This window comes from Streptosporangium sp. NPDC000563, assembly GCF_040299985.1.
Lineage (GTDB): Bacteria > Actinomycetota > Actinomycetes > Streptosporangiales > Streptosporangiaceae > Streptosporangium.
Genome location: NZ_JBEPDA010000025.1, coordinates 85,190 through 104,451 on the forward strand (window position 1 = coordinate 85,190; position 19,262 = coordinate 104,451).

Genomic DNA, 19,262 nt, shown 5'->3' on the forward strand with positions numbered 1-19,262 from the left:
GAATGCGAGTACGCACCGTCACGATCTGCGCCACGGTCCTGGTCATGGGCGTCGCCGGTACGGCGTCCGCCGGGACCCATCAGGCGCGGGCCGGAGCGAAACAGGCCGGGACCGCGAGCGGTCCCGAGAAGGCCGGTCAACAGAGCCTGCGAAAGCATTTCGCGGTCACCAACCTGGTCTCGGACGTCAGCGGACGGGCCGCGGTCACCGACCCCGCGCTGGTCAACCCGTGGGGACTGGCGATGGGCAAGACCCTCTGGGTCTCGGCCACGGGCACCGGCCTGGCCACCGTCTACTCCGGCGGCGCGGGCACCGTGAAGCAGGAGAAGACCCAGGTCCGCGTCCCCGGCGGCAGGCCCACCGGGCAGGTCGTCAACATGGGCGAGGAGTTCGTCGTGAAGGGGCCCGGTGGTTCCGGGCCGGCCACGTTCATCTTCGCCAGCCCCAGCGGGGCGATCACCGGCTGGAACGCCGAGGCCGACCCCGACGACGCGATCATCAGCGCGTTCGTCAAGGGCGCCGACTTCAAGGGCCTCGCCCTCGCCCAGACGAACCGGGGGCCGATGCTGCTCGCCGCCGACTTCGCCCGCAACCGGATCCACGTCTTCAACGGCGACTTCGACCGGATCTCGATGGGCCGCCGCGCGTTCCAGGACCCCGGCCTGCCGGAGAACTACGCGCCGTTCAACGTGGAGGTCGTGGGCAACTCCGTGCTCGTCGCGTACGCCAAGCGCGACCCCGAGACCGGCAAGTCCGTGGCCGGGCAGGGCAAGGGGTTCGTCAGCCAGTTCAACGGCTCCGGCCGGTTCCTCGGCCGCTTCGTCGCTCGCGGAGCCCTCAACGCCCCCTGGGCGATGACGCTGGCCCCGAAGAACTTCGGCAACCTCTCCGGTGCCCTGCTGGTCGGCAACTTCGGCGACGGCCGCATCAACGCCTACAACCCGCGCAACGGCCGCTCGCTCGGCCCGCTGCGCTCCTCCGACGGCAGGCCCATCACCCTCGGCGGCCTGTGGGACCTGGAGCCAGGTACCGAGACCGTCGGCGGCACGAACTCCCTGTGGTTCAGCGCGGGCAGCGACGGCGGTACGCACGGCCTGCTCGGCCTGATCAGGCCCGGCGGAGCGGCCACCTCGACGACCTCCCCCACGGGGGGTTCCTCCCCCACGCCCTCCTCGCACCCGAGTTCCCACAACTCCGGTTCCAACAACTCCGGCAACTCGAACAACTCCGGCTCCAACAACTCCGGTTACAACTACTGACGGACCACCGACGGGCGTCAGGCCCAGGGCTTTCCCGGCGGCGCCGGCACCCCTACACCAGCGGACCACGAGGCCGAGCCGGCAGACCGGCCCGTACGGATCGCGGGAGGGGTGCCGGCGCCGCGGCGCGTCCGGAAGAGTCACCCTTCATGAACGCGAGATCGCCCGCTTTCCTTTAACCTTGAACGAACGAGGGGAGTACTTCCCAAAGACCGGCCCGGTCAGTACGGACGCCCTGTGGCGTCCCCGGGCGGTCGCCCGCGAGACGCGGGTGAAGGAGACCTCGAATGGCCGAGCGCATTCGAGGAGCGAGCATGCCCCCTGACACCCCCCTCCCCCTCCGGGCACCGTCCCACCGGCTTCTCCCCCGGAACGCGGGACGCGGCATGAGTGAAGCCCCCCACACCAGCGAGGTGCACGTGATGGCCACCACACCGGCCAGCGGGCCCTCCGCCGGGGATCTGCGCTATCCGGCCGGATCGCTGGTGCTCCTCGCGGGGATCCCCGGCGCGGGCAAGAGCACCCTGCTCGACCGTCTGTACGGGCTGCGCGGCGACGAGAGGGAGCCGGTGCGCGCCGGTGACGCCCTCGTCATCGACTCACGCCAGTCCCGCAACTGGTGGGCCCCCTACCTGGGACCGATCCCGCAAAGAGCCCGCGTCCCGCTCGTGCACACCACCCACGCGGTGCGGATCGCCCGCGCCATGTGGAAGGGGCACGCCGTCGTCGCGCACACCCGCGGCACGTGGCCGCACATCCTGTACGGGTTCGCCTGGCTGGCCCGCAGGGCCGGCAACGAGGTCCACCTGATCCTGCTCGACGTGGAGCCGAGGCTCGCCCGCGAGGGGCAGCTCTCGCGCGGCCGGGTCGTCACGAGCGCGACCTTCGCCCGGCACTGCCGCCGCTGGCGGGTGCTCGTCGAGCGTGCCCGCGGCGGCTCGCTCCCTCCCGCGGCGAGCGTCACCATCCTCGACCGTCCCGCCGCGGACCTGCTTCGGACCATCCGCTTCGACGGGCGGCCCTCCGCCCGGCGGGGCGGATGACTTTACCTTCGCCTGGCTCTGCGTCTCGCCCGCCCAGGGCAAGATTCACAACGACCGGAAGGAAACCCGATGACCGACGTACTGGCTCTCGCCCAGGAGCATCTCACCCTCGCCAGGGCGAGCGCGCACGGCCGCAGCGCCCACACCTACCTCAACGAGGGCACCCTGCGCCAGGCGGTCATCGCGCTGACCGCCGGGACGGCCCTCGGTGACCACGAGGCCGCGCCTGCCGGGAGCCTGCACGTCCTGATGGGACGGGTACGGCTCGTCGACGACGAGCGGACCGTCGAACTCGGCGAGGGCCACACGGCCCCGATCCCGCAGCGGCGGCACTCGCTGGAGGCCGACGAGGAGTCGGTGGTCATCCTCACCAGCGTCGTCAACATCGGCGACTGAGGACGCACGCCCGCCCCCTCTCTCAGGTGAGGGACGAGCACAGGCGCGGGACGGCGACGCCGATGGGGTCGTGGATCACCTCGTCGGCGAGGTGGTCGTACGGGGTCGGCTCGGCGTTGACGACGATCAGCCGGGCACCCGCGCGCACCGCGACCGCCGCCAGGGAGGCGGCGGGCTGCACCTGCAGCGAGCTGCCGACGGCGAGGAACACCTCGCACTCCTCGGCCGCCTCGGCCGCGCGGGTGAGGACGACCGGGTCGAGGGACTGGCCGAACATCACGGTGGCCGTCTTGAGGATGCCCCCGCACTCGTGACAGGCGGGGTCGCTCTCGCCCGCGTCGATCCGGTCGATCGCCTCGCGCGTGGTGGAGCGGGCGCCGCAGGCGGTGCACAGGGCGCCGAACATGTTGCCGTGCAGTTCCAGCACCCGCTCGGGCGGCGACCCGGCCCGCTGGTGCAGGCCGTCGACGTTCTGCGTGACGATCCACGCGTCCGGCAGGGCGGCGAGGGCGCGATGCGCCGCGTTCGGCTCGGCCTCCCACGCGGGGTTGTCGCGGCGCATCAGCCACGAGCGCCGCCGGATCTCGGGATCGGCCATGTAATGGTCGTAGGTGACGAGCTTCTCGTGGTCGGGGTCCCTGCGCCACATGCCGTTCGGCCCGCGGTAGTCGGGGATCCCCGACTCGGTCGAGATCCCCGCACCCGTCAGCACCGTCACCCTCATGACGAGTGATCCTAGCCAGCCGGAACGGGGCCGGTGCAAGCCCGGCCGACCGGCGAGCCATGCGTCACGGATCCTCCTGGCCCCGCCTCGAACTCCGGAGTGTCCTGAGGGCGGCCGGAAGCTCAGAGGGGCAGGACGCCGCCGGGTTTGAGGGCTTTCATGGCGATCTGGGAAGTGAGCTTGTCGAGACCGGGCAGGCGGCCGAGCTTCTCCAGGCACAGCTGGCTGTAGGCGTCCATGTCAGGCACCGCCACCCGCAGCACGTAGTCGGGGCGGCCGAACATGCGCAGGCACTCCACCACGTCGTCGATCTCCATCACGGCGGCCTCGAAGGCGGTGACCGTCTCGGCGTCCTGGCCCTCCAGCTCCACGTAGGCGACGACCTGGAAGCCCCGCCCCACCGCCACCGGGTCGATCACGGCACGGTAGCCGGTGATCACTCCGGTCTCCTCCAGGTTGCGGACCCGGCGCAGGCACGGCGAGGGGGTGAGCCGCACCCGTTCGGCCAGCTCCAGGTTGCTCAACCGCCCCTCCACCTGCAGGAGACCGAGAATTGCGCGATCCGTCACATCCATGACATCGGATGCTAACGAGAGGTGCTCTTCCTGGAAAGTTTGACATCGAATTTTGTTCTACCTGGCATAACCTTGCGGCACTGCAGGAGCGCCGACGACGGGACGACAAACCATGACGATCTTCGCAGACGCCCGTGAGATCTCCCCCGACGACCGCTACCTGCTCGACGAGAGCCAGGTCTTCATGACCGGCACCCAGGCCCTGGTGCGGGTCATCCTCGACCAGATGCGCGCCGACAGGGCCGCGGGCCTGCGTAGCGGCGCGATGGTGTCCGGCTACCCCGGCTCCCCGCTCGGCGGCTTCGACCAGGAGCTGGCCCGCTCCCGCCGGCACGCCGAGCCGCTCGGCGTCGTGCACCGCCCGGGACAGAACGAGGAACTCGGCGCCACCGCCGTCTGGGGCAGCCAGCTCGTGCCCGCGCTTCCCCGTCCGCGCACCTCCGGCGTGCTGGGCGTCTGGTACGGCAAGGCGCCCGGTGTCGACCGCGCGGCCGACGCGTTCCGGCACGGCAACTTCGTCGGCGCCCACCCCGAGGGCGGCCTGATCGCGCTCTGCGGCGACGACCCCACCTGCAAGTCCTCCACCCTCCCCTCGGCGACCGAGGGCACGCTCGCCACGCTGGGCATGCCGATCGTTCATCCCGGCAGCGTCCAGGAGCTGCTCGACCTGGGACGCCACGCGATCGCGGCGTCCCGGGCCAGCGGCCTGTGGGTCGCGGTGAAGGCCGTCTCCAACGTCGTGGACGCCACCGGCACCGTGGACGTCGGGCGTGACCGGGTCGTCCCGGTCACGCCCGTCGTCGAGTACGAGGGCAGGCCGTACCGGCACGTGCCCGACGCCACCCTGCTCACCCCGTGGTCGCTGGAGATGGAGCGCACGCTCTTCGGCCCCCGCCTCGACCTGGCCCGCGCCTACGCCCGCGAGAACGGGCTCAACCACGTCACCGCCGACCCCCGCGACGCCTGGCTGGGCATCGTCGCCTCGGGAACCGCCTACCACGACGTCCGTGAGGGCTTCCGCAAGCTCGGTGTCACGCCGGAGGAGGCCGGTGTCCGCCTCCTGAAGATCGGCATGCTCTGGCCGCTGGACCCCGAGATCGTCAGGACCTTCGCCAGAGGGCTCTCGGAGATCCTCGTGGTGGAGGAGAAGGCCCCGCTGCTGGAGACCTCGGTCAAGGACATCCTGTACGGGACCGCCGACGCCCCGCGCGTGCTGGGCAAGCTCGACGAGAACGGCGCGCGGCTCATTCCCCCGCACGGCGCGGTCGACGCCGACCTGGCCGCCAAGGCCGTCGCCTTCCGGCTGCGCCGCAGGGGGCTGACCGACCTCGGCGAGCGGGTGGCGAAGGGGCTCTCCGTCATCTCGCGCCCGGCACCGCTCACACTGCTCGCGCCCAAGCGCACCCCCTTCTTCTGCTCGGGCTGCCCGCACAACCGTTCCACCGCCGTCCCCGACGACGCGCCCGTCGGCGCCGGGATCGGCTGCCACACGATGGTGGTGCTCAACCGCGAGGGCAAGGGCACGCTCACCGGCCTGACCCAGATGGGCGGCGAGGGCGCGCAGTGGATCGGCCAGGCGCCGTTCACCGACACCCCGCACATCTTCCAGAACCTCGGCGACGGCACCTTCCACCACAGCGGCTCGCTCGCGGTGCGGGCCGCGGTCGGGGCGGGCGTGAACATCACCTACAAGCTGCTCTACAACAGCGCGGTCGCGATGACCGGAGGCCAGACGATCACCCCGGCCCTGTCGGTGCCCGACCTGACCCGCTGGCTGGAGGCCGAGGGGGTGCGCAGGATCGTCGTCACCACCGACGAGCCGGAACGCTACCGGGGGGTCAGGCTCGCGGGCATCGCCGAGGTCCGCGACAGGACGGCCCTGGAGGACGCCCAGCGCGAGCTGGCCGCGATCCCCGGGGTGACCGTCCTCGTCCACGACCAGCAGTGCGCGGCCGAGAAACGGCGGCTGCGCAAGAAGGGCGACCTGCCCGACCCCGTCAGGCGGGTCGCGATCAACCAGCGCGTCTGCGAGGGCTGCGGCGACTGCGGGCAGAAGTCCGAGTGCCTGTCCGTGCTGCCGGTGGAGACCGAGTTCGGCCGCAAGACCGAGATCCACCAGTCGTCCTGCAACAAGGACTACTCGTGCGTGGAGGGCGACTGCCCGTCCTTCCTGACCGTCATGCCCGCCACGAAGAAGGCGTCCTCCCGCGGGCGCGCACCGGTGCCCGCGCCGCCGGACATGCCCCTCCCCGAGGCGCGCACCGGGGACGCCTCGATCAGGCTGGTCGGCATCGGCGGCACCGGCGTGGTGTCGGTCGCGCAGATCCTCGGCACCGCCGCGATGCTCGACGGCAGGCGCTCGCGGGGACTCGACCAGACCGGCCTCGCCCAGAAGGGCGGCACGGTCGTCTCCGACATCCTCATCTTCGACGGTGACGGCGAGCGCTCGGCGCGGGGCGGGGCGGCCAGTGTGGACGCCTACCTGGCGCTGGACCTGATCGGCGCCACCGACCCCGCCCACCTGGCCGCCGCCGACCGTGACCGTACCGTGGCGGTGGTCTCCACCAGCCTGGTGCCGACCGGTTCGATGGTGCTCGACCCGTCCACCCACCTGACCGACCCCGGCTCGCCGATCGCCGCGCTGGAGTCGCGGACCCGGCGCGAGCTGAACGTCTACCTCGACGCCGAGGAGCTGGCCCAGGCGCTGTTCGGCGACCACATGCCGGCCAACACGATCATCGTCGGGGCCGCCTGGCAGCGCGGGCTCATCCCGCTCGGCCTGGAGTCGGTCGAGCGGGCCATCCGCGCGGGCGGAGGCAGGGCCGCCGAGCGGACCGTCGCCGCCTTCCACTGGGGCCGCGCGGTGGTCGCCGCCCCCGAGGCCGTGGCGGCGGTGACCCGCCCCGCCGTCCCCGCCGCGCCGCTCCCCGACAGGTCGGCGGCACAGCTGGTCGACGCGGTCGCCGAACCCGGCGGCGAGCTGCACCGGATCCTCACCGTCCGGGTCCCCGACCTCGTCGCGTACCAGAACGCGCGCTACGCCGCCGGGTACGTCGACGCCGTCCGCGCGGTCCTCGCCAGGGAGCGTGAGGTCTTTCCGGACGGCACCGCCGTCACCGAGGCCTACGCCAGGCAGCTGCACCGGCTGATGGCGTACAAGGACGAGTACGAGGTGGCGCGCCTGCACCTGGACCCGGCCGAGCGGGCGCGGATCGCCGCCGAGTTCGGAGAGGGCGCGAGGGTCTCCTACAACCTGCACCCGCCGTTCCTGCGCGCCCTGGGCATGAGGCGCAAGCTCCGCCTCGGCCCCTGGTTCGACCCGGCCTTCCGCCTGCTGTACGGCATGCGCGTGCTGCGCGGCACCCGGCTGGACCCGTTCGGCCTGGGCGGGGTGCGCGCGACGGAGCGGGAGCTCGTCGCCGAGTACACCCGCGACGTGCACCGGGCGCTGGACCACCTGCGCCCGGCGACCGAGGAGCGGGTCCGCGAGCTCGCGGAGCTGCCCGCCATGGTGAGGGGGTACGAGCACGTGAAGCTGCGCAACGTGGCCGCCTACCGTGAGCGCGTGACCGCGCTCCTCGACGACCTGCGCGAGGGCTGAACGTCAGGGCGTGGGGACGACTCCCGTGCCGCCGGCGGGGGGCGACTCCCCGCCGAACCGCTCGCGCGGCCTCACGGGGACCGGCTTCCCTGTCCGGCCGAGGAGGTCAGCGAACTTGTCGCGACACCTGAGCTCCGTCACCGAGCGCTCCCGCGCGGCCGAGGAGGTCCGGCTCGGTGATGGGGTTCTCGTGGGTGCCCTCCGACGTGCAGGCGTGGGCTCCGGCGACGGCGCCGAGGGGGATGGAGTCGTCGAGGGAACGGCCGGAGAGCAGGCCGTACAGGACCCCCGAGACGAACGCGTCCCCGGCGCCGTTGCTGTCGGCCACCGGGCCCGGCAGGGGTGCGGCGGGGAAGGCGCGCGGCCCGTCCGCGTCCAGGACGTGGCAGCCCTCGGCGCCCTCCGTGCAGACCACGGCCCTCGCCCTGCCGCGCGCCAGGATGTCGCGCATGACCTCGTCGCGGCGCGGGCCGAGTGCGGTGGCCGACAGGAAGACCAGGTCGGAGGAGTAGGCGAAGTCCCTGTGGTGGTCGTTCTCGCCGTCCCAGTCGTGCAGGTCGGTGGAGACCGACCCGGCGCCCAGGGCGATCCCCGCCGCCGGTCCGGCTCCCGCCCCGGTGCCGCGGACCGGCTCGGGAGCGGTACGCGGGCCGGACCCGTCGCGCAGGTCGGGGTAGACGTGCCGGGAGAAGTCGGTGATCGACACGTGGACGTGCCGGGCCGCGCGGACCGCGTCCAGGTAGAGCTCCCTGGGCAGTCGCTCGCCCGCCGCGGCGCGCGGGTCGAACAGCGAGGTGCGCCGCCCGTCCGGGCCGACGAGCAGGACGCTGCGCCGGGTCCCCTGCGGGGCGAGCGCCCAGCCGGTGTCCACCCCCTTCTCCTCGAAGTGGGCCCGGATGAACCTGCCCTGCGGGTCGTCGCCGATCAGGTCGACCAGCTTCACCCTCAGCCCGAGCGCGTGACAGCCGAGGGCGACACCGCTGCCGGTGTTGCCGATCCGGTCGATCACCGGGGGGACCGGGTAGGTGTCGGCGTACGGCAGGGGGAGCGAGGGCACGTAGGCGGTGGTGTCGACGCCGGTACCGCCGATGACGACGACGTCGTGGACAGCGTTCACCGTGTTCAACGTGTTCAACGTGTTCAACGTGTTCCCTTGACCAGGGGGCCCGAGCCGGTGGAGCGGCGGACGACGAGTTCGGGCTGGAACATCAGCTCGACGTGTTTGGCACGGACGCCGTTGATCTCCTCCAGGAGGGTCGCCACCGCCGCCGAGGCCATCGCGCCGATGGGCTTGCGCACGGTGGTGAGCGGCGGATCGGTGAACGCGATCAACGGCGAGTCGTCGAACCCCACCACCGACACCTCCCCCGGCACCGACAACCCCCGATCCCGGCACGCCCGGATCGCCCCCAACGCCATCAGATCCGACGCGCACACGATCCCCGTACACCCCCGCGCCAGCAACTGCGCCGCGGCCGCCTGACCACCCTCCACCGAGAACAACGAATGCGAGATCCACTCGTCGACCTCCGCCACCCCCAGCAACTGCGACATCGCCTGCCGATACCCCTCGATCTTCCTGATCACCGGCACGAACCTGCGCGGACCCACGGCGAGACCGATGCGCTCGTGCCCGAGATCGGCCAGATGCTGCACCGCCAGCCGGGCCGCGGCCCGGTCGTCCGGGGAGATGAACGGGGCCTCGACGCGCTCGCTGTAGCCGTCGAGCAGGACGATCGGCAGTCCGCGTTCGATCAGGCGGCTGTAACGGTCCATCTTCGCCGTGGTGTCGGCGTGCAGCCCGGAGACGAAGACGATGCCGCTCACCCCGCGGTCCATCAGGAGTTCGGTGAACTCGTCCTCGGGGGCTCCTCCGGGCAGCTGGGTGCACAGCACCGGGGTGTAGCCGTGCTGGGTGAGCGCCTTCTCGATGGCCTGGGCGAAGGCGGGGAAGATCGGGTTGTCCAGCTCGGGAGTGACCAGGCCGATCAGCCCGTTGCTGCGCTGCCGCAGCCGCTGGGGACGCTCGTATCCCATCAGGTCCAGAGCCGTCAGCACCGCCTGCCTGGTCGACTGCGAGACGCTGGGTTTGCCGTTGAGCACCCGGCTGACCGTGGCCTCGCTCACCCCGGCCTGCGCGGCGATGTCGGCCAGCCGTATCGTCGTCCCGTCGGAGCGGGATCGCGAGTTCCGAGGGAGCTCATCGTCCATCAGGAAGTCACCCCACCATGCGGCTGAACCGGGCGCGAACCGATCGGCGTCCGGCGCCCTCCATGAAATTCGTTTCTGCAACTTTTCGCAAACTGTAACATTTCAACCCTCGTCTGGCGGTCTGGTCAGGGCTCCCTGTCACCGCTGGTCGTCACGTCGGGGAGCGGAGAAGTAACTAACAGATGAGCGATTTCTAACGACATCTATGGACACGCGGGTAAGTGTCGCGATGTACTACCTCATCAATCACACAGCTGGGATCCGGGCGGGGGCGCCCGGGAGGAACGAGCGCGCATGAGTACCGTCGTTCTCGACAACGTGAGCAAGGTATACCCGGGCGGATACCTCGCGATCGACCGCATGAGCCTGCGGGCCGAGAACGGGGAGTTTCTCGTGCTGCTTGGCCCTTCGGGCTGCGGTAAATCCACCCTGCTCCGGATGATCGCGGGCCTGGAGGAGGTCACCGAGGGAGACCTGTGGCTGGGCGGCACGCTCGCCAACGATCTGGCTCCCCGCGACCGCGACGTGGCGATGGTGTTCCAGAACGGTGCGCTCTACCCGCACCGGACGGTACGCGGCAACCTCTCCTTCCCCCTGGAGATAGCCAAGGCCGACCCCTCGCTGGTGAAGGAGCGGGTGACGGAGCTGTCCAAGGCGTTGCACATCGACGAGACCCTGGAGCGGCGCCCTGGAACGCTCTCCGGCGGCCAGCGCCAGCGGGTGGCGATGGGCCGCGCGATCGTCCGTCAGCCCTCCCTCTTCCTGATGGACGAGCCGCTCTCCAACCTGGACACGGGCATGCGCACCGAGCTCCGGATGGAGATCTCGTCGCTGGTCCGCTCCCTCGGAGTGACCACGATCTACGTGACGCACGACCAGGTCGAGGCCCTCACCCTGGCCGACCGGATCGCCATCATGAACCGCGGCGTCCTGCAGGACGTCGGCACCCCCGCACAGGTCTACAACGACCCGGCGACCGCCTTCACCGCGGCCTTCCTCAGCTCCCAGCAGATCAACCTGCTCGCGGCCACCGTCCGCACCCCGCAGAACCAGTTCATCCTGCTGGACTTCGGCCCGCACCAGATCATGATCCCCTGGACCGATCCCAGGGCGTACGTCATCTCACAGCACGTGGGCCGCCAGATCATCGTCGGCCTGCGTCCCGACTGCCTGGCCCCGGTCCCCGACAGCTTCGAGGGACCGACCTTCCTCGGCCGCGTCCGCGCCCTGGAGTACCACGGCCACGAGTGGCTCGCCTACGTCGAGAGCGGGCTCACCTCCGTGACCGTCCCCGAGCCTCCCGACCCCCGTCAGAAGATGAACGGCATGGGCGTCCCCCTCGTCGGCGGGCGGGTCCGTTCGGTGTTGCGGAGGCTGATGCCCAGTGCCATGTTCGACGAGGACGAGCCCCAGCCGGAGCAGGAGCAGGAGCGCTCCGGCGGCCACCGCCGGGCCGACCTCATCGTCCGTCTGGGCTCCCGGCCGGTCTGGCGGGCGGGAGAGCCCGCCAGGGTGGGGGTCGACGTCACCCGCCTGATGCTCTTCACCATGGACGGCGCCCGCATCGACCCGCCGCAGCGCTGAGACGACACTCACCCCGGCACCACCCCGGCACCGTCGTGGCGGCGGTCGTACGGGCGGGGGCGCCGGTCAGACCGTCCTGATCGTCTCGCCGATCCGGTCGAACAGCGCCTGCTCGCCCTCGGTGTCGGTGCTGAGCGTGACGATGCAGGTCTTGTCCTCGGCGGGCACGTAGTACTGGGTGCCCCGGATGCGGACGCCGTTGGTCTCGAACGAGTAGACGAGCCGTGCCGCCTCCTTGGAGCCGATCGGCACCCTCCTCGCCTCGACGACCTTGGCGCCGAGCTGTTCGAGCTGGGTTCTGGTCTCCTTGATCAGCTGCTCCGTCGAGATCTGCCGGCCGGCCTGGCAGAAGGCGTTGAGGTTGGTGGGAAATCCGTTCGCGGAGGGCCCTGCCGAGGCGCCGCCCGAGGCCCAGAGGCCCTTGTTTTCGACCAGGGTCTGCAGGCTCTCCTTGGCCTGCTCCAGCATGGGCCCCGACAGGCCGCTGTTCCTCAGTCCTTTGTCGAGGTCGTCCTTGGCCAGGTCGAGCGCGACCCAGTCCTTGGGGACCGCGACGACGACGCCGTTGGCGGGCCCTCCGATCAGCTTGAATCCTTCGGGCACGGATGCGGGGCTTCGCGTGGCGGTGGCACCGGGGGTCGCGCCCTGCCCGGGACCGGGGCTTCGCACCGTCTCCAGGCCCCGCGCGGGGGCGGCGTCCACGGCGACCGGTCCCCCGCTCCCGCAGGCCGTACTCACCCCCAGACAGAGCCCGAGCAGGCTCGTCGTCACGACGTGATGGCGCTTAGGCATCAGGCTGCCCTCCTCCCGGACCCGCGAGGGCCCGGTACCGATACGACCTGCGGCGTCTGTCGGGGGGAGAGCTGATGCGGGTGTGGGCGGCGGCCATCGCCTCGCCGGGGAGCCGGCCCGCGACGGGCGGGACGGGGCACGACGGGCGGGAATGCCCGGTCACGGGAGTGGCATCAGGCCACTCCTCGTCTTCCTACCCCATAACCGACATATCGGAAACGCTGGCACTCAAGCAGTACGTCCCATGATGGAGACGATCTCCAGGACACGCATGGCACGGTCCAGCTCCGCGCGGTGGAAGGGCGGGCCGTCGGCCCTGGCCAGGATCAGGTGCCGGCTCGTCCCAGGCACCGGCAGGCTCATCAGCTGGTGCCGCCCCGAGCCGAGGACGGCGGGCCTCAGCGTGGCGAGATCGGTCACCTTGACACCGACGAGACCGCTCCCCTCGTCGAAGGCCTCGGGCGCCTGCCAGCTGCGGTGCAGGAGCTCTCCGCTCTCCGGCGACACGATCACCGCCCAATCGGCGCTCACCAGGTCGGGCACGGCGTCCACGAGGGTGGCGAAGGCCCTGCCCGGATCGGCGGCGACATGCTTCAGCAGGTCGTAGTCGGGGGCGGCGCCGGGAATCTCCCGGGTGGGCCAGACGCCCTCGACGCGCATCCCGGGGACACCGGAGAGACGGTCTCGCACCGTCTCCGCGTCCACGGTGCCGGGCCAGGAGACGGTGAAGTCGTCCATCGCCCGGCCGAGTTCACGTTCCAGCACCGTCACCTGGAGAATGTCCGCGCCCAGCGTGCCGAGCACCCGGGCCGCCTGCCCCAGGGCGCCTGGCCTGTCGGGGAAGGAAACGCGTAGCCGCAACATCATGCCGATCACCTCACTCTGCGCACCAGACTGTCCTAGCCAGGTTTCACGGAGGTTCCAGGGAGATGTCCAAAATAAGACCTGAAATAGGTATAAGTCAGGACTGATAGGCCCCGGCGGCGGGAGACGCGGACAGCGCGGCGCCGGAGAGGTCACGGGCGAGCCCCGTGCCCCCGTACCAGTCGGGGCCGAGCTTGACACCGCGGCCGAGCGCCGGGGAACCGGGGCGCAGGCGCAGGTCCGTCCGGCTCCTGAACCGGGGATCGGCCATGATCGACCGGGGGCCGAGCTTGAACTTGCGGGAACGGCCCTTGTAGACGCCGGCGTCCTCGTCGGCCCCCTTGCCGTCCTCGAAGCCCACCTCGCCGCCGACCACGATGATGTTGTTGCGCAGCTTCAGGATTCCCGGGGAGCAGCCGTCGTGACAGATCCAGCCGAGGGTTTTGCGTGCGGGCAGGTAGACCGAGTTGTGCACCGCGACGGTGCCCTTCACCGGCCCGACCACGTGGCGAGCGCCTCGGGTGACGAGGAAGGCGGCCCTGCGCGAGGAGGTGACCACGTTGTGGGCGAAGATGTTGCCCGCGGCGGTTTTCCCCTTTTGTGCGCCGAGCTCGACGAAGGTCTCGTTGTTCCTGGCGATGTTGTGGGTGACCCGGTTGCGGTTGCCGTTGAACACCTCGACGGCGGCGCCGTCGGTGCCGTAGTCCTCGCTGGCGGCGTAACTACCGGTGATCACGTTTTCCGTGACGAGGTTGTCGTCGCCGTTGAGCAGCACGCCGAACGCGCCGGAGTCGTCGTCGCCGCCCTTGGTGTTGACGCTCATGCGGTTGTTCTCGCTCAGCAGGCTGTTCTTGACGACGTTGTACCTGCCCATGAGGTGGACCCCGGTGATGTTGCGCTCGGCGATCACGCGGTCGAGCTCGTTGCGGTTGCCGCTGACCTCGAAACCGGCCCACCGGCAGTTGACGGCCCTCACCCCGACGACCCGCACGTAGGAACCCGTGATCACCACGCAGTCCTCGTCCCTGCCGCTGATCCTCGGAGCCGTGCCCCTGCCGTAGGGCTCGACCACGACGGGAGCGGCGGCGGTGCCCCTGCCGGACAGCGTGAGCACTCCCGGCCAGCTGCCGCCGCGCTTGAGACGCACGGTGTCACCGGCGCCCAGGGTGGCGGCGTTCACGTTGTCCAGGCTGCGCCAGGCCGTCGCGGCCGAGGTCCCGGCGGCGGAGTCGTCACCGGATCTGGAATCGACGTAGTAGACGGTGCCCGCCGTGGCCGCGGTGGCTCCGGCGGCCCCCGTGGCTCCGGCGGCCCCCGGCACGGCGACAAGCAGGCTTCCCACCATGAGAGCCCCCGCCACGGGAGCGGCCCACGGCCTCGTCGAGTTCATTCCTGGTACGCTCCATCGCCTTCACCGCCGTTATGTCAGCGCAGATCTTCGCACACCCGGAGTTCGCTCAGCGATCCGAGTGACGGACCCACAGCCGACCGTTATCTACGCCTCGCCCAGGCGGGGCACGGATCGTGGCGAGAGGGCGACGCGGGCACGTTCAGCGAACGATCTTGGGACCCGATCCCGTCGAGCCCCGCACGATGAGTTCCGGCTGGAAGATCAGTTCGGAGTGCTGTCCCGGCGCGCCCGCGACGGCCTCCAGGAGGGTGTGCACGGCGGCGGTGACCATCGGCTGCACGGGCTGGCGCACGGTGGTGAGCGGCGGATCGGTGAACGCGATCAACGGCGAGTCGTCGAACCCCACCACCGACACCTCCCCCGGCACCGACAACCCCCGATCCCGGCACGCCCGGATCGCCCCCAACGCCATCAGATCCGACGCGCACACGATCCCCGTACACCCCCGCGCCAGCAACTGCGCCGCGGCCGCCTGACCACCCTCCACCGAGAACAACGAATGCGAGATCCACTCGTCGACCTCCGTCACCCCCAGCAACTGCGCCATCGCCTGCCGATACCCCTCGATCTTCCTGATCACCGGCACGAACCGGCCGGGGCCGACGGCCAGGCCGATGCGCTCGTGCCCGAGGTCGGCCAGATGCTGCACCGCCAGCCGGGCCGCGGCCCGGTCGTCCGGGGAGATGAACGGGGCGGGCACGTCGGCGGCGTGCCCGTTGAGCAGGACGATCGGCACGCCCTGCCCGATCAGCTGGGTGTAGCGGTCCGAGCGCGCGGTGATGTCGGCGTGCAGCCCGGAGACGAAGATGATGCCGCTCACCCCGCGCTCCACGAGGACCTCGGTGAACTCGTCCTCGACCGCCCCGCCGGGCAGCTGGGTGCAGAGCACCGGGGTGTAGCCGTGCTGGGTGAGCGTCTTCTCGAACGCCTGGGCGAAGGCGGGGAAGATCGGGTTGTCCAGCTCGGGAGTGACCAGGCCGATCAGCCCGTTGCTGCGCTGCCGCAGCCGCTGGGGGCGCTCGTAGCCCATCAGGTCCAGAGCCGTCAGCACCGCCTGCCTGGTGAGGGCCGACACGCCCGGCTTGCCGTTCAGCACCCGGCTGACCGTGGCCTCGCTCACCCCGGCCTGCGCGGCGATGTCGGTCAGCCTCGCAGTGCCGCCGCCGGCGCCGAGCTGCCCGGTGCTATGCGACATCGGGTTCCCACCAGACGGCGGAGTCGGGGGCGAGCCGCACCACGCCGTCCTCGACGGCCGTCTCCGTGCTGGCCAGCAGGATCCGCCCGGGGGCGGGCAGTTCCACGGGCTCGCCGGTGAGGTTGAGCGTGCAGGCGAAGCCTTCGCCCCTGGAGAAGGCGAGGGTGCCCTCCGGGGAGTCGAGCCAGGTGAGCGGGGCGTCGTCGAAGGAGCGGCGCTCGCGTCTGATCCGCAGCGCCTCCCGGTAGAGGTTCAGCGTGGAGAGCGGGTCGTCGAGCTGGGAGGCCACGCTGAGCGGCCCCCAGGAGGGCGGCATGGGCAGCCAGGTCGCCTCGGCGCCGGGCAGGCTGAAGCCGAAGTGCGGCTCGTCGCCGGCCCACGGGAGCGGCACCCGGCAGCCGTCACGCCCGTGGTCGGGGTTGCGCAGGCGCTGCGGGTCGCGCTGGAACTCCTCAGGCAGGTCGAGGACCTCGGGCAGCCCGAGTTCCTCACCCTGGTAGACGTAGACCGAGCCGGGCAGGGAGAGCGTCAGCAGGGCGGCGGCACGGGAGCGGCGCAGGCCGATCTCTCCGCCCCCATACCTGGTGAGATGGCGTTTGACGTCGTGGTTGGAAAGCACCCAGGTGGACGGCGCGCCGACCGTCCCCGCCGTGGTGAGCGACTCCTGGATGACCGCGCGGAACGGAGCGGCCTCCCAGGGGGTGACGAGGAAGTGGAAGTTGAACGCCTGGTGCATCTCGTCGGGACGGACGTAGTTGGCCAGCCGCTGCGAGGACGGCGCCCACGCCTCGGCGACACCGATCCGCTCCCCGGGGTAGGAGTCGAGCAGTTTGCGCCAGGCGCGATGGATCTCGTGCACGCCGTCCTGGTCGAAGAACGGCACCACCTCGGTGCCGATCATCCCGACCTGGTCGGCGTGGCCGACGTCGGGCAGGCCCTCGGCCTTGACCATGCCGTGGGCGACGTCGACGCGGAAGCCGTCCACGCCCATGTCGAGCCAGAACCGCAGGATCGACTCGAACTCCGCGTGGACCTCGGGGTTCTCCCAGTTCAGGTCGGGCTGCTGCGGGGCGAACAGGTGGAGGTACCACTCGCCGCCGGGCAGCCGGGTCCACGCGGGGCCGCCGAAGACCGACTCCCAGTCGTTGGGCGGCAGTTCCCCGTCGGCGCCCCTGCCCCGGCGGAAGATGTAGCGCTCACGCGCGGGGTCTCCCGGAGGCGCCGCCAGGGCCTCCAGGAACCACGCGTGCCGGTCGGAGGTGTGGTTGGGCACCACGTCCACGATGACCCGCAGGCCGTGCCGGTGCGCGTCCTCGATCAGCGCCCCGGCGTCGGCGAGCGACCCGAAGATGGGGTCCACGTCCCGGTAGTCGGCCACGTCGTAGCCGAAGTCGGCCATCGGCGAGGTGAAGAACGGGGTGAGCCAGATCGCGTCGACCCCCAGGTCGGCCAAGTACGGGAGCCTGCCGCGCACGCCGAGCAGGTCTCCCACGCCGTCGCCGTTGCCGTCGGCGAAGCTGCGCACGTAGACCTGGTAGATCACCGCGTCGCGCCACCATCGGGTGACGGCCCCGGCAGCGAGGCCCGCCCGGACAAGCTCGGTCATATTAAATCCCCCGATCGGATGACGTACCAGGATGTAGTAGCACGGTGGTGTTACGACTTCGTGGCACCGGCGGTAAGCCCGGTGACCAGATGCCGCTGGACGAGCAGGAAGACGACCGCGGCCGGGACCGCGATCAGCACCGCCGCGGCCGTGAGCAGGCCCCAGTCCGACCAGTGCTGGCCGACGAACTGCTGGAGCCCGATGGCGAGTGTGCGCTTCTCCTCCTGCGACATGAACACGGTGGCGTAGGCCACCTCGCCCCAGGCGGTCATGAACGAGTAGAACGCGGTGACCGCGAGGCTCGGCCTGGCCAGGGGCAGCACGACCCGCCAGAACGTGCCGAACGGGGTGAGCCCGTCGACCAGCCCGGCCTGGTCGATCTCGCGCGGGATGGAGTCGAAGTAGCTCTTCATCATCCACGCGCAGAACGGCACCGCCACCGTCATGTAGGCGATGACGAGTCCGGGGATCTGGTTGAGCAGCCCGAGGCCCGCCATCAGGTTGTAGAGGGGGACGATCAGGATCGCCACCGGGAACATCTGGATGACGAGCAGCATCCACATCACCCCGCGATAGCCGGGGAAGCGGAAGCGGCTGACCGCGTACCCGGTCGTGGAGGCGAGGAAGACGCCGATGACCGTGGTGAGCCCGGCGACGATCACCGAGTTGAGCAGCCAGGTCGGGAACTGCGTCTCGGTCAGCACCCGGACGTAGTTGTCCAGCGAGGGCTGGTTGAAGATCTCCAGCTCGCTGGAGAGCCAGCCGTCGCGCGGCTTGAGCGAGGTGAGGAAGAGCCAGACGATCGGGAACAGCGAGACGGCGACCGCGGCGAGCAGGGTGGCGTGCAGCAGGATCGACGCGCCCACACCGCGTTCCCCGCGTTCCCCGCGTTCCCCGCGTCCCTTGACGCGTCCGCTTCCGGCCCCGGTGGTGGCGGTGCTGCCGGCGGTGCCACTGACGGTGCTCACCAGACCTCCCCTTGCTTGCGCAGCGAGCGCCGGTAGACCACGGCCAGCACGACGAGGAGCAGAAGGATGATCACTCCCCAGGCCGCGGAGTTGGAGTAGTTGCGGACGCCGGTGAAGGCCTCGCGGAAGGCGTAGGTGACCAGGATCTCGGTGGAGCTTCCCGGCCCTCCCCCGCTGATCAGATAGATCACCGGGAACATGTTGAACGTCCAGATCGTGCCCAGAAGGACAACCGTGCTCGACACGGTACGCAGGCTGGGAACCGTGATGAAGCGGAAGCGCTGCCACGGCGTGGCGCCGTCCACCTCGGCCGCCTCGTACAGCTCACCGGGGATCGACTGGAGCCCGCCCAGCACGGCGACCATCATGAACGGCACACCCATCCAGACGTTGACCGCGATGACCGCGATCTTCGCGGTGGTCGGGTCGTCGAGCCAGCCGACCCCTCCCAGGCCCGCGGCCCGCAGCATCGCGTTGATCACGCCGAAGTCGCTGTTGTAGAGGTAGCGCCAGATGAACGCCGAGACGAACCCCGGGATCGCCCACGGCAGGATGAGCAGCAGCCGGTAGGCCGAGCGGAACCTGACCTTGCGGTTGAGCAGCAGGGCCAGACCGAGCCCGAGCCCGTAGTGGAATCCCACGCAGGTGACGGTCCACACGACCGTCCAGGTCAGCTTCTCCCAGAACAGCCCGCTGGTCAGGATCGCGACGTAGTTGTCGAACCCGACGAACTCATACGTCGAGGGGATGACGTTGACGCCGATCGTCCGGCCGATGTTGGCCTCGGTGGCGTCGGTCAGCGACAGGTAGACGCCCCTGGCGAGCGGCCAGCCGACCAGCAGGGCGGTGACCAGGATCACCGGGGCGACCATGGCCCAGGCGTACCAGTGCCTGCCCAGCGCCAGCCGGAGGGCCCCCGGGGGGCGGCCCCGGCCGCGGGGGGGGGGGGGGGGCCCCCGCCCCCGCCCCGCCCGGGGGGTTTAATAGCCGCAGCGACTGGGCCCCCCACAATACAAAAAAAGAGAAAGTGAAA

Annotated in this window: 16 protein-coding genes; 5 read left to right on the forward strand and 11 right to left on the reverse strand. The window is 70.8% G+C overall.

The annotated features are described in order from the left end of the window. Positions 1–2: 2 nt before the first annotated feature. From ABT352_RS34790 to ABT352_RS34800, 3 genes are all read left to right on the forward strand, one after another. Positions 3–1,259, forward strand: a complete 1,257-nt coding sequence (locus ABT352_RS34790; protein WP_350949266.1) for a TIGR03118 family protein — start codon at positions 3–5, stop codon at positions 1,257–1,259. Positions 1,260–1,645: 386 nt separating this feature from the next. Further along, the gene (locus ABT352_RS34795) at positions 1,646–2,302 is read left to right on the forward strand and encodes an AAA family ATPase (protein WP_350949267.1); all 657 of its coding nucleotides are present in this window, start codon (positions 1,646–1,648) and stop codon (positions 2,300–2,302) included. Between the two features lie 69 nt (positions 2,303–2,371). Then, entirely contained in the window at positions 2,372–2,698 is a 327-nt protein-coding gene (locus ABT352_RS34800; RefSeq protein WP_350949268.1) for a cupin domain-containing protein, read from the forward strand. Between the two features lie 22 nt (positions 2,699–2,720). Here the strand turns inward: ABT352_RS34800 and ABT352_RS34805 are convergent, their stop codons facing one another. Further along, positions 2,721–3,422 (reverse strand): SIR2 family NAD-dependent protein deacylase, encoded by a 702-nt coding sequence (locus ABT352_RS34805; protein WP_350949269.1) that lies wholly within the window; start codon positions 3,420–3,422, stop codon positions 2,721–2,723. 122 nt (positions 3,423–3,544) lie between these two features. After that, the gene (locus ABT352_RS34810; protein ID WP_350949270.1) at positions 3,545–3,997 is read right to left on the reverse strand and encodes an Lrp/AsnC family transcriptional regulator; all 453 of its coding nucleotides are present in this window, start codon (positions 3,995–3,997) and stop codon (positions 3,545–3,547) included. A 112-nt stretch (positions 3,998–4,109) separates the two neighbouring features. Between ABT352_RS34810 and ABT352_RS34815 the strand changes: the two genes are divergently transcribed. Continuing rightward, on the forward strand, positions 4,110–7,598 hold the full coding sequence (locus ABT352_RS34815) for an indolepyruvate ferredoxin oxidoreductase family protein (protein WP_350949271.1): 3,489 nt from the start codon (positions 4,110–4,112) through the stop codon (positions 7,596–7,598). A gap of 106 nt (positions 7,599–7,704) precedes the next feature. On the opposite strand, the gene ABT352_RS34820 is transcribed toward ABT352_RS34815, so the two are convergent. Then, positions 7,705–8,715, reverse strand: a complete 1,011-nt coding sequence (locus ABT352_RS34820; protein ID WP_350949272.1) for a carbohydrate kinase family protein — start codon at positions 8,713–8,715, stop codon at positions 7,705–7,707. A 23-nt stretch (positions 8,716–8,738) separates the two neighbouring features. Next, complete coding sequence (locus tag ABT352_RS34825; RefSeq protein ID WP_350949273.1) at positions 8,739–9,809, reverse strand: LacI family DNA-binding transcriptional regulator; 1,071 nt, start codon at positions 9,807–9,809, stop codon at positions 8,739–8,741. 294 nt (positions 9,810–10,103) lie between these two features. Between ABT352_RS34825 and ABT352_RS34830 the strand changes: the two genes are divergently transcribed. Further along, entirely contained in the window at positions 10,104–11,393 is a 1,290-nt protein-coding gene (locus ABT352_RS34830; RefSeq protein ID WP_350949274.1) for an ABC transporter ATP-binding protein, read from the forward strand. A 66-nt stretch (positions 11,394–11,459) separates the two neighbouring features. On the opposite strand, the gene ABT352_RS34835 is transcribed toward ABT352_RS34830, so the two are convergent. From ABT352_RS34835 to ABT352_RS34865, 7 genes are all read right to left on the reverse strand, one after another. Beyond that, complete coding sequence (locus ABT352_RS34835; protein WP_350949275.1) at positions 11,460–12,185, reverse strand: hypothetical protein; 726 nt, start codon at positions 12,183–12,185, stop codon at positions 11,460–11,462. Positions 12,186–12,413: 228 nt separating this feature from the next. Next, on the reverse strand, positions 12,414–13,052 hold the full coding sequence (locus ABT352_RS34840) for an ACT domain-containing protein (RefSeq protein ID WP_350949276.1): 639 nt from the start codon (positions 13,050–13,052) through the stop codon (positions 12,414–12,416). Positions 13,053–13,146: 94 nt separating this feature from the next. Continuing rightward, positions 13,147–14,439 carry a right-handed parallel beta-helix repeat-containing protein gene (locus ABT352_RS34845; RefSeq protein ID WP_350949277.1) on the reverse strand — a complete coding sequence of 431 codons (1,293 nt, stop codon included), beginning with the start codon at positions 14,437–14,439 and terminating at the stop codon, positions 13,147–13,149. Between the two features lie 160 nt (positions 14,440–14,599). Beyond that, complete coding sequence (locus ABT352_RS34850) at positions 14,600–15,655, reverse strand: LacI family DNA-binding transcriptional regulator (RefSeq protein ID WP_350949278.1); 1,056 nt, start codon at positions 15,653–15,655, stop codon at positions 14,600–14,602. Then, a complete protein-coding gene (locus ABT352_RS34855) occupies positions 15,645–17,261 on the reverse strand; it encodes a glycoside hydrolase family 13 protein (protein WP_350949279.1) in 1,617 nt (538 codons plus the stop codon). Before ABT352_RS34855 ends, ABT352_RS34850 begins: the two co-directional genes overlap by 11 nt. A gap of 50 nt (positions 17,262–17,311) precedes the next feature. Next, complete coding sequence (locus ABT352_RS34860; protein WP_350949280.1) at positions 17,312–18,229, reverse strand: sugar ABC transporter permease; 918 nt, start codon at positions 18,227–18,229, stop codon at positions 17,312–17,314. Next, positions 18,226–19,101 carry a carbohydrate ABC transporter permease gene (locus tag ABT352_RS34865; protein ID WP_350949281.1) on the reverse strand — a complete coding sequence of 292 codons (876 nt, stop codon included), beginning with the start codon at positions 19,099–19,101 and terminating at the stop codon, positions 18,226–18,228. The genes ABT352_RS34860 and ABT352_RS34865 overlap by 4 nt, the downstream gene beginning before the upstream one ends. Positions 19,102–19,262 lie beyond the last annotated feature (161 nt).

Bases quoted from the DNA above. Each gene is read 5' to 3' on its own strand.
- ABT352_RS34790 (WP_350949266.1), top strand. From the start codon at position 3: ATGCGAGTACGCACCGTCACGATCTGCGCCACGGTCCTGGTCATGGGC.
- ABT352_RS34830 (WP_350949274.1), top strand. From the start codon at position 10,104: ATGAGTACCGTCGTTCTCGACAACGTGAGCAAGGTATACCCGGGCGGA.
- ABT352_RS34825 (WP_350949273.1), bottom strand. From the start codon at position 9,809: ATGGACGATGAGCTCCCTCGGAACTCGCGATCCCGCTCCGACGGGACG.
- ABT352_RS34810 (WP_350949270.1), bottom strand. From the start codon at position 3,997: ATGGATGTGACGGATCGCGCAATTCTCGGTCTCCTGCAGGTGGAGGGG.
- ABT352_RS34855 (WP_350949279.1), bottom strand. From the start codon at position 17,261: ATGACCGAGCTTGTCCGGGCGGGCCTCGCTGCCGGGGCCGTCACCCGA.
- ABT352_RS34850 (WP_350949278.1), bottom strand. From the start codon at position 15,655: ATGTCGCATAGCACCGGGCAGCTCGGCGCCGGCGGCGGCACTGCGAGG.
- ABT352_RS34815 (WP_350949271.1), top strand. From the start codon at position 4,110: ATGACGATCTTCGCAGACGCCCGTGAGATCTCCCCCGACGACCGCTAC.
- ABT352_RS34805 (WP_350949269.1), bottom strand. From the start codon at position 3,422: ATGAGGGTGACGGTGCTGACGGGTGCGGGGATCTCGACCGAGTCGGGG.
- ABT352_RS34795 (WP_350949267.1), top strand. From the start codon at position 1,646: ATGAGTGAAGCCCCCCACACCAGCGAGGTGCACGTGATGGCCACCACA.
- ABT352_RS34845 (WP_350949277.1), bottom strand. From the start codon at position 14,439: ATGAACTCGACGAGGCCGTGGGCCGCTCCCGTGGCGGGGGCTCTCATG.
- ABT352_RS34835 (WP_350949275.1), bottom strand. From the start codon at position 12,185: ATGCCTAAGCGCCATCACGTCGTGACGACGAGCCTGCTCGGGCTCTGT.
- ABT352_RS34800 (WP_350949268.1), top strand. From the start codon at position 2,372: ATGACCGACGTACTGGCTCTCGCCCAGGAGCATCTCACCCTCGCCAGG.
- ABT352_RS34865 (WP_350949281.1), bottom strand. From the start codon at position 19,101: ATGGTCGCCCCGGTGATCCTGGTCACCGCCCTGCTGGTCGGCTGGCCG.
- ABT352_RS34840 (WP_350949276.1), bottom strand. From the start codon at position 13,052: ATGATGTTGCGGCTACGCGTTTCCTTCCCCGACAGGCCAGGCGCCCTG.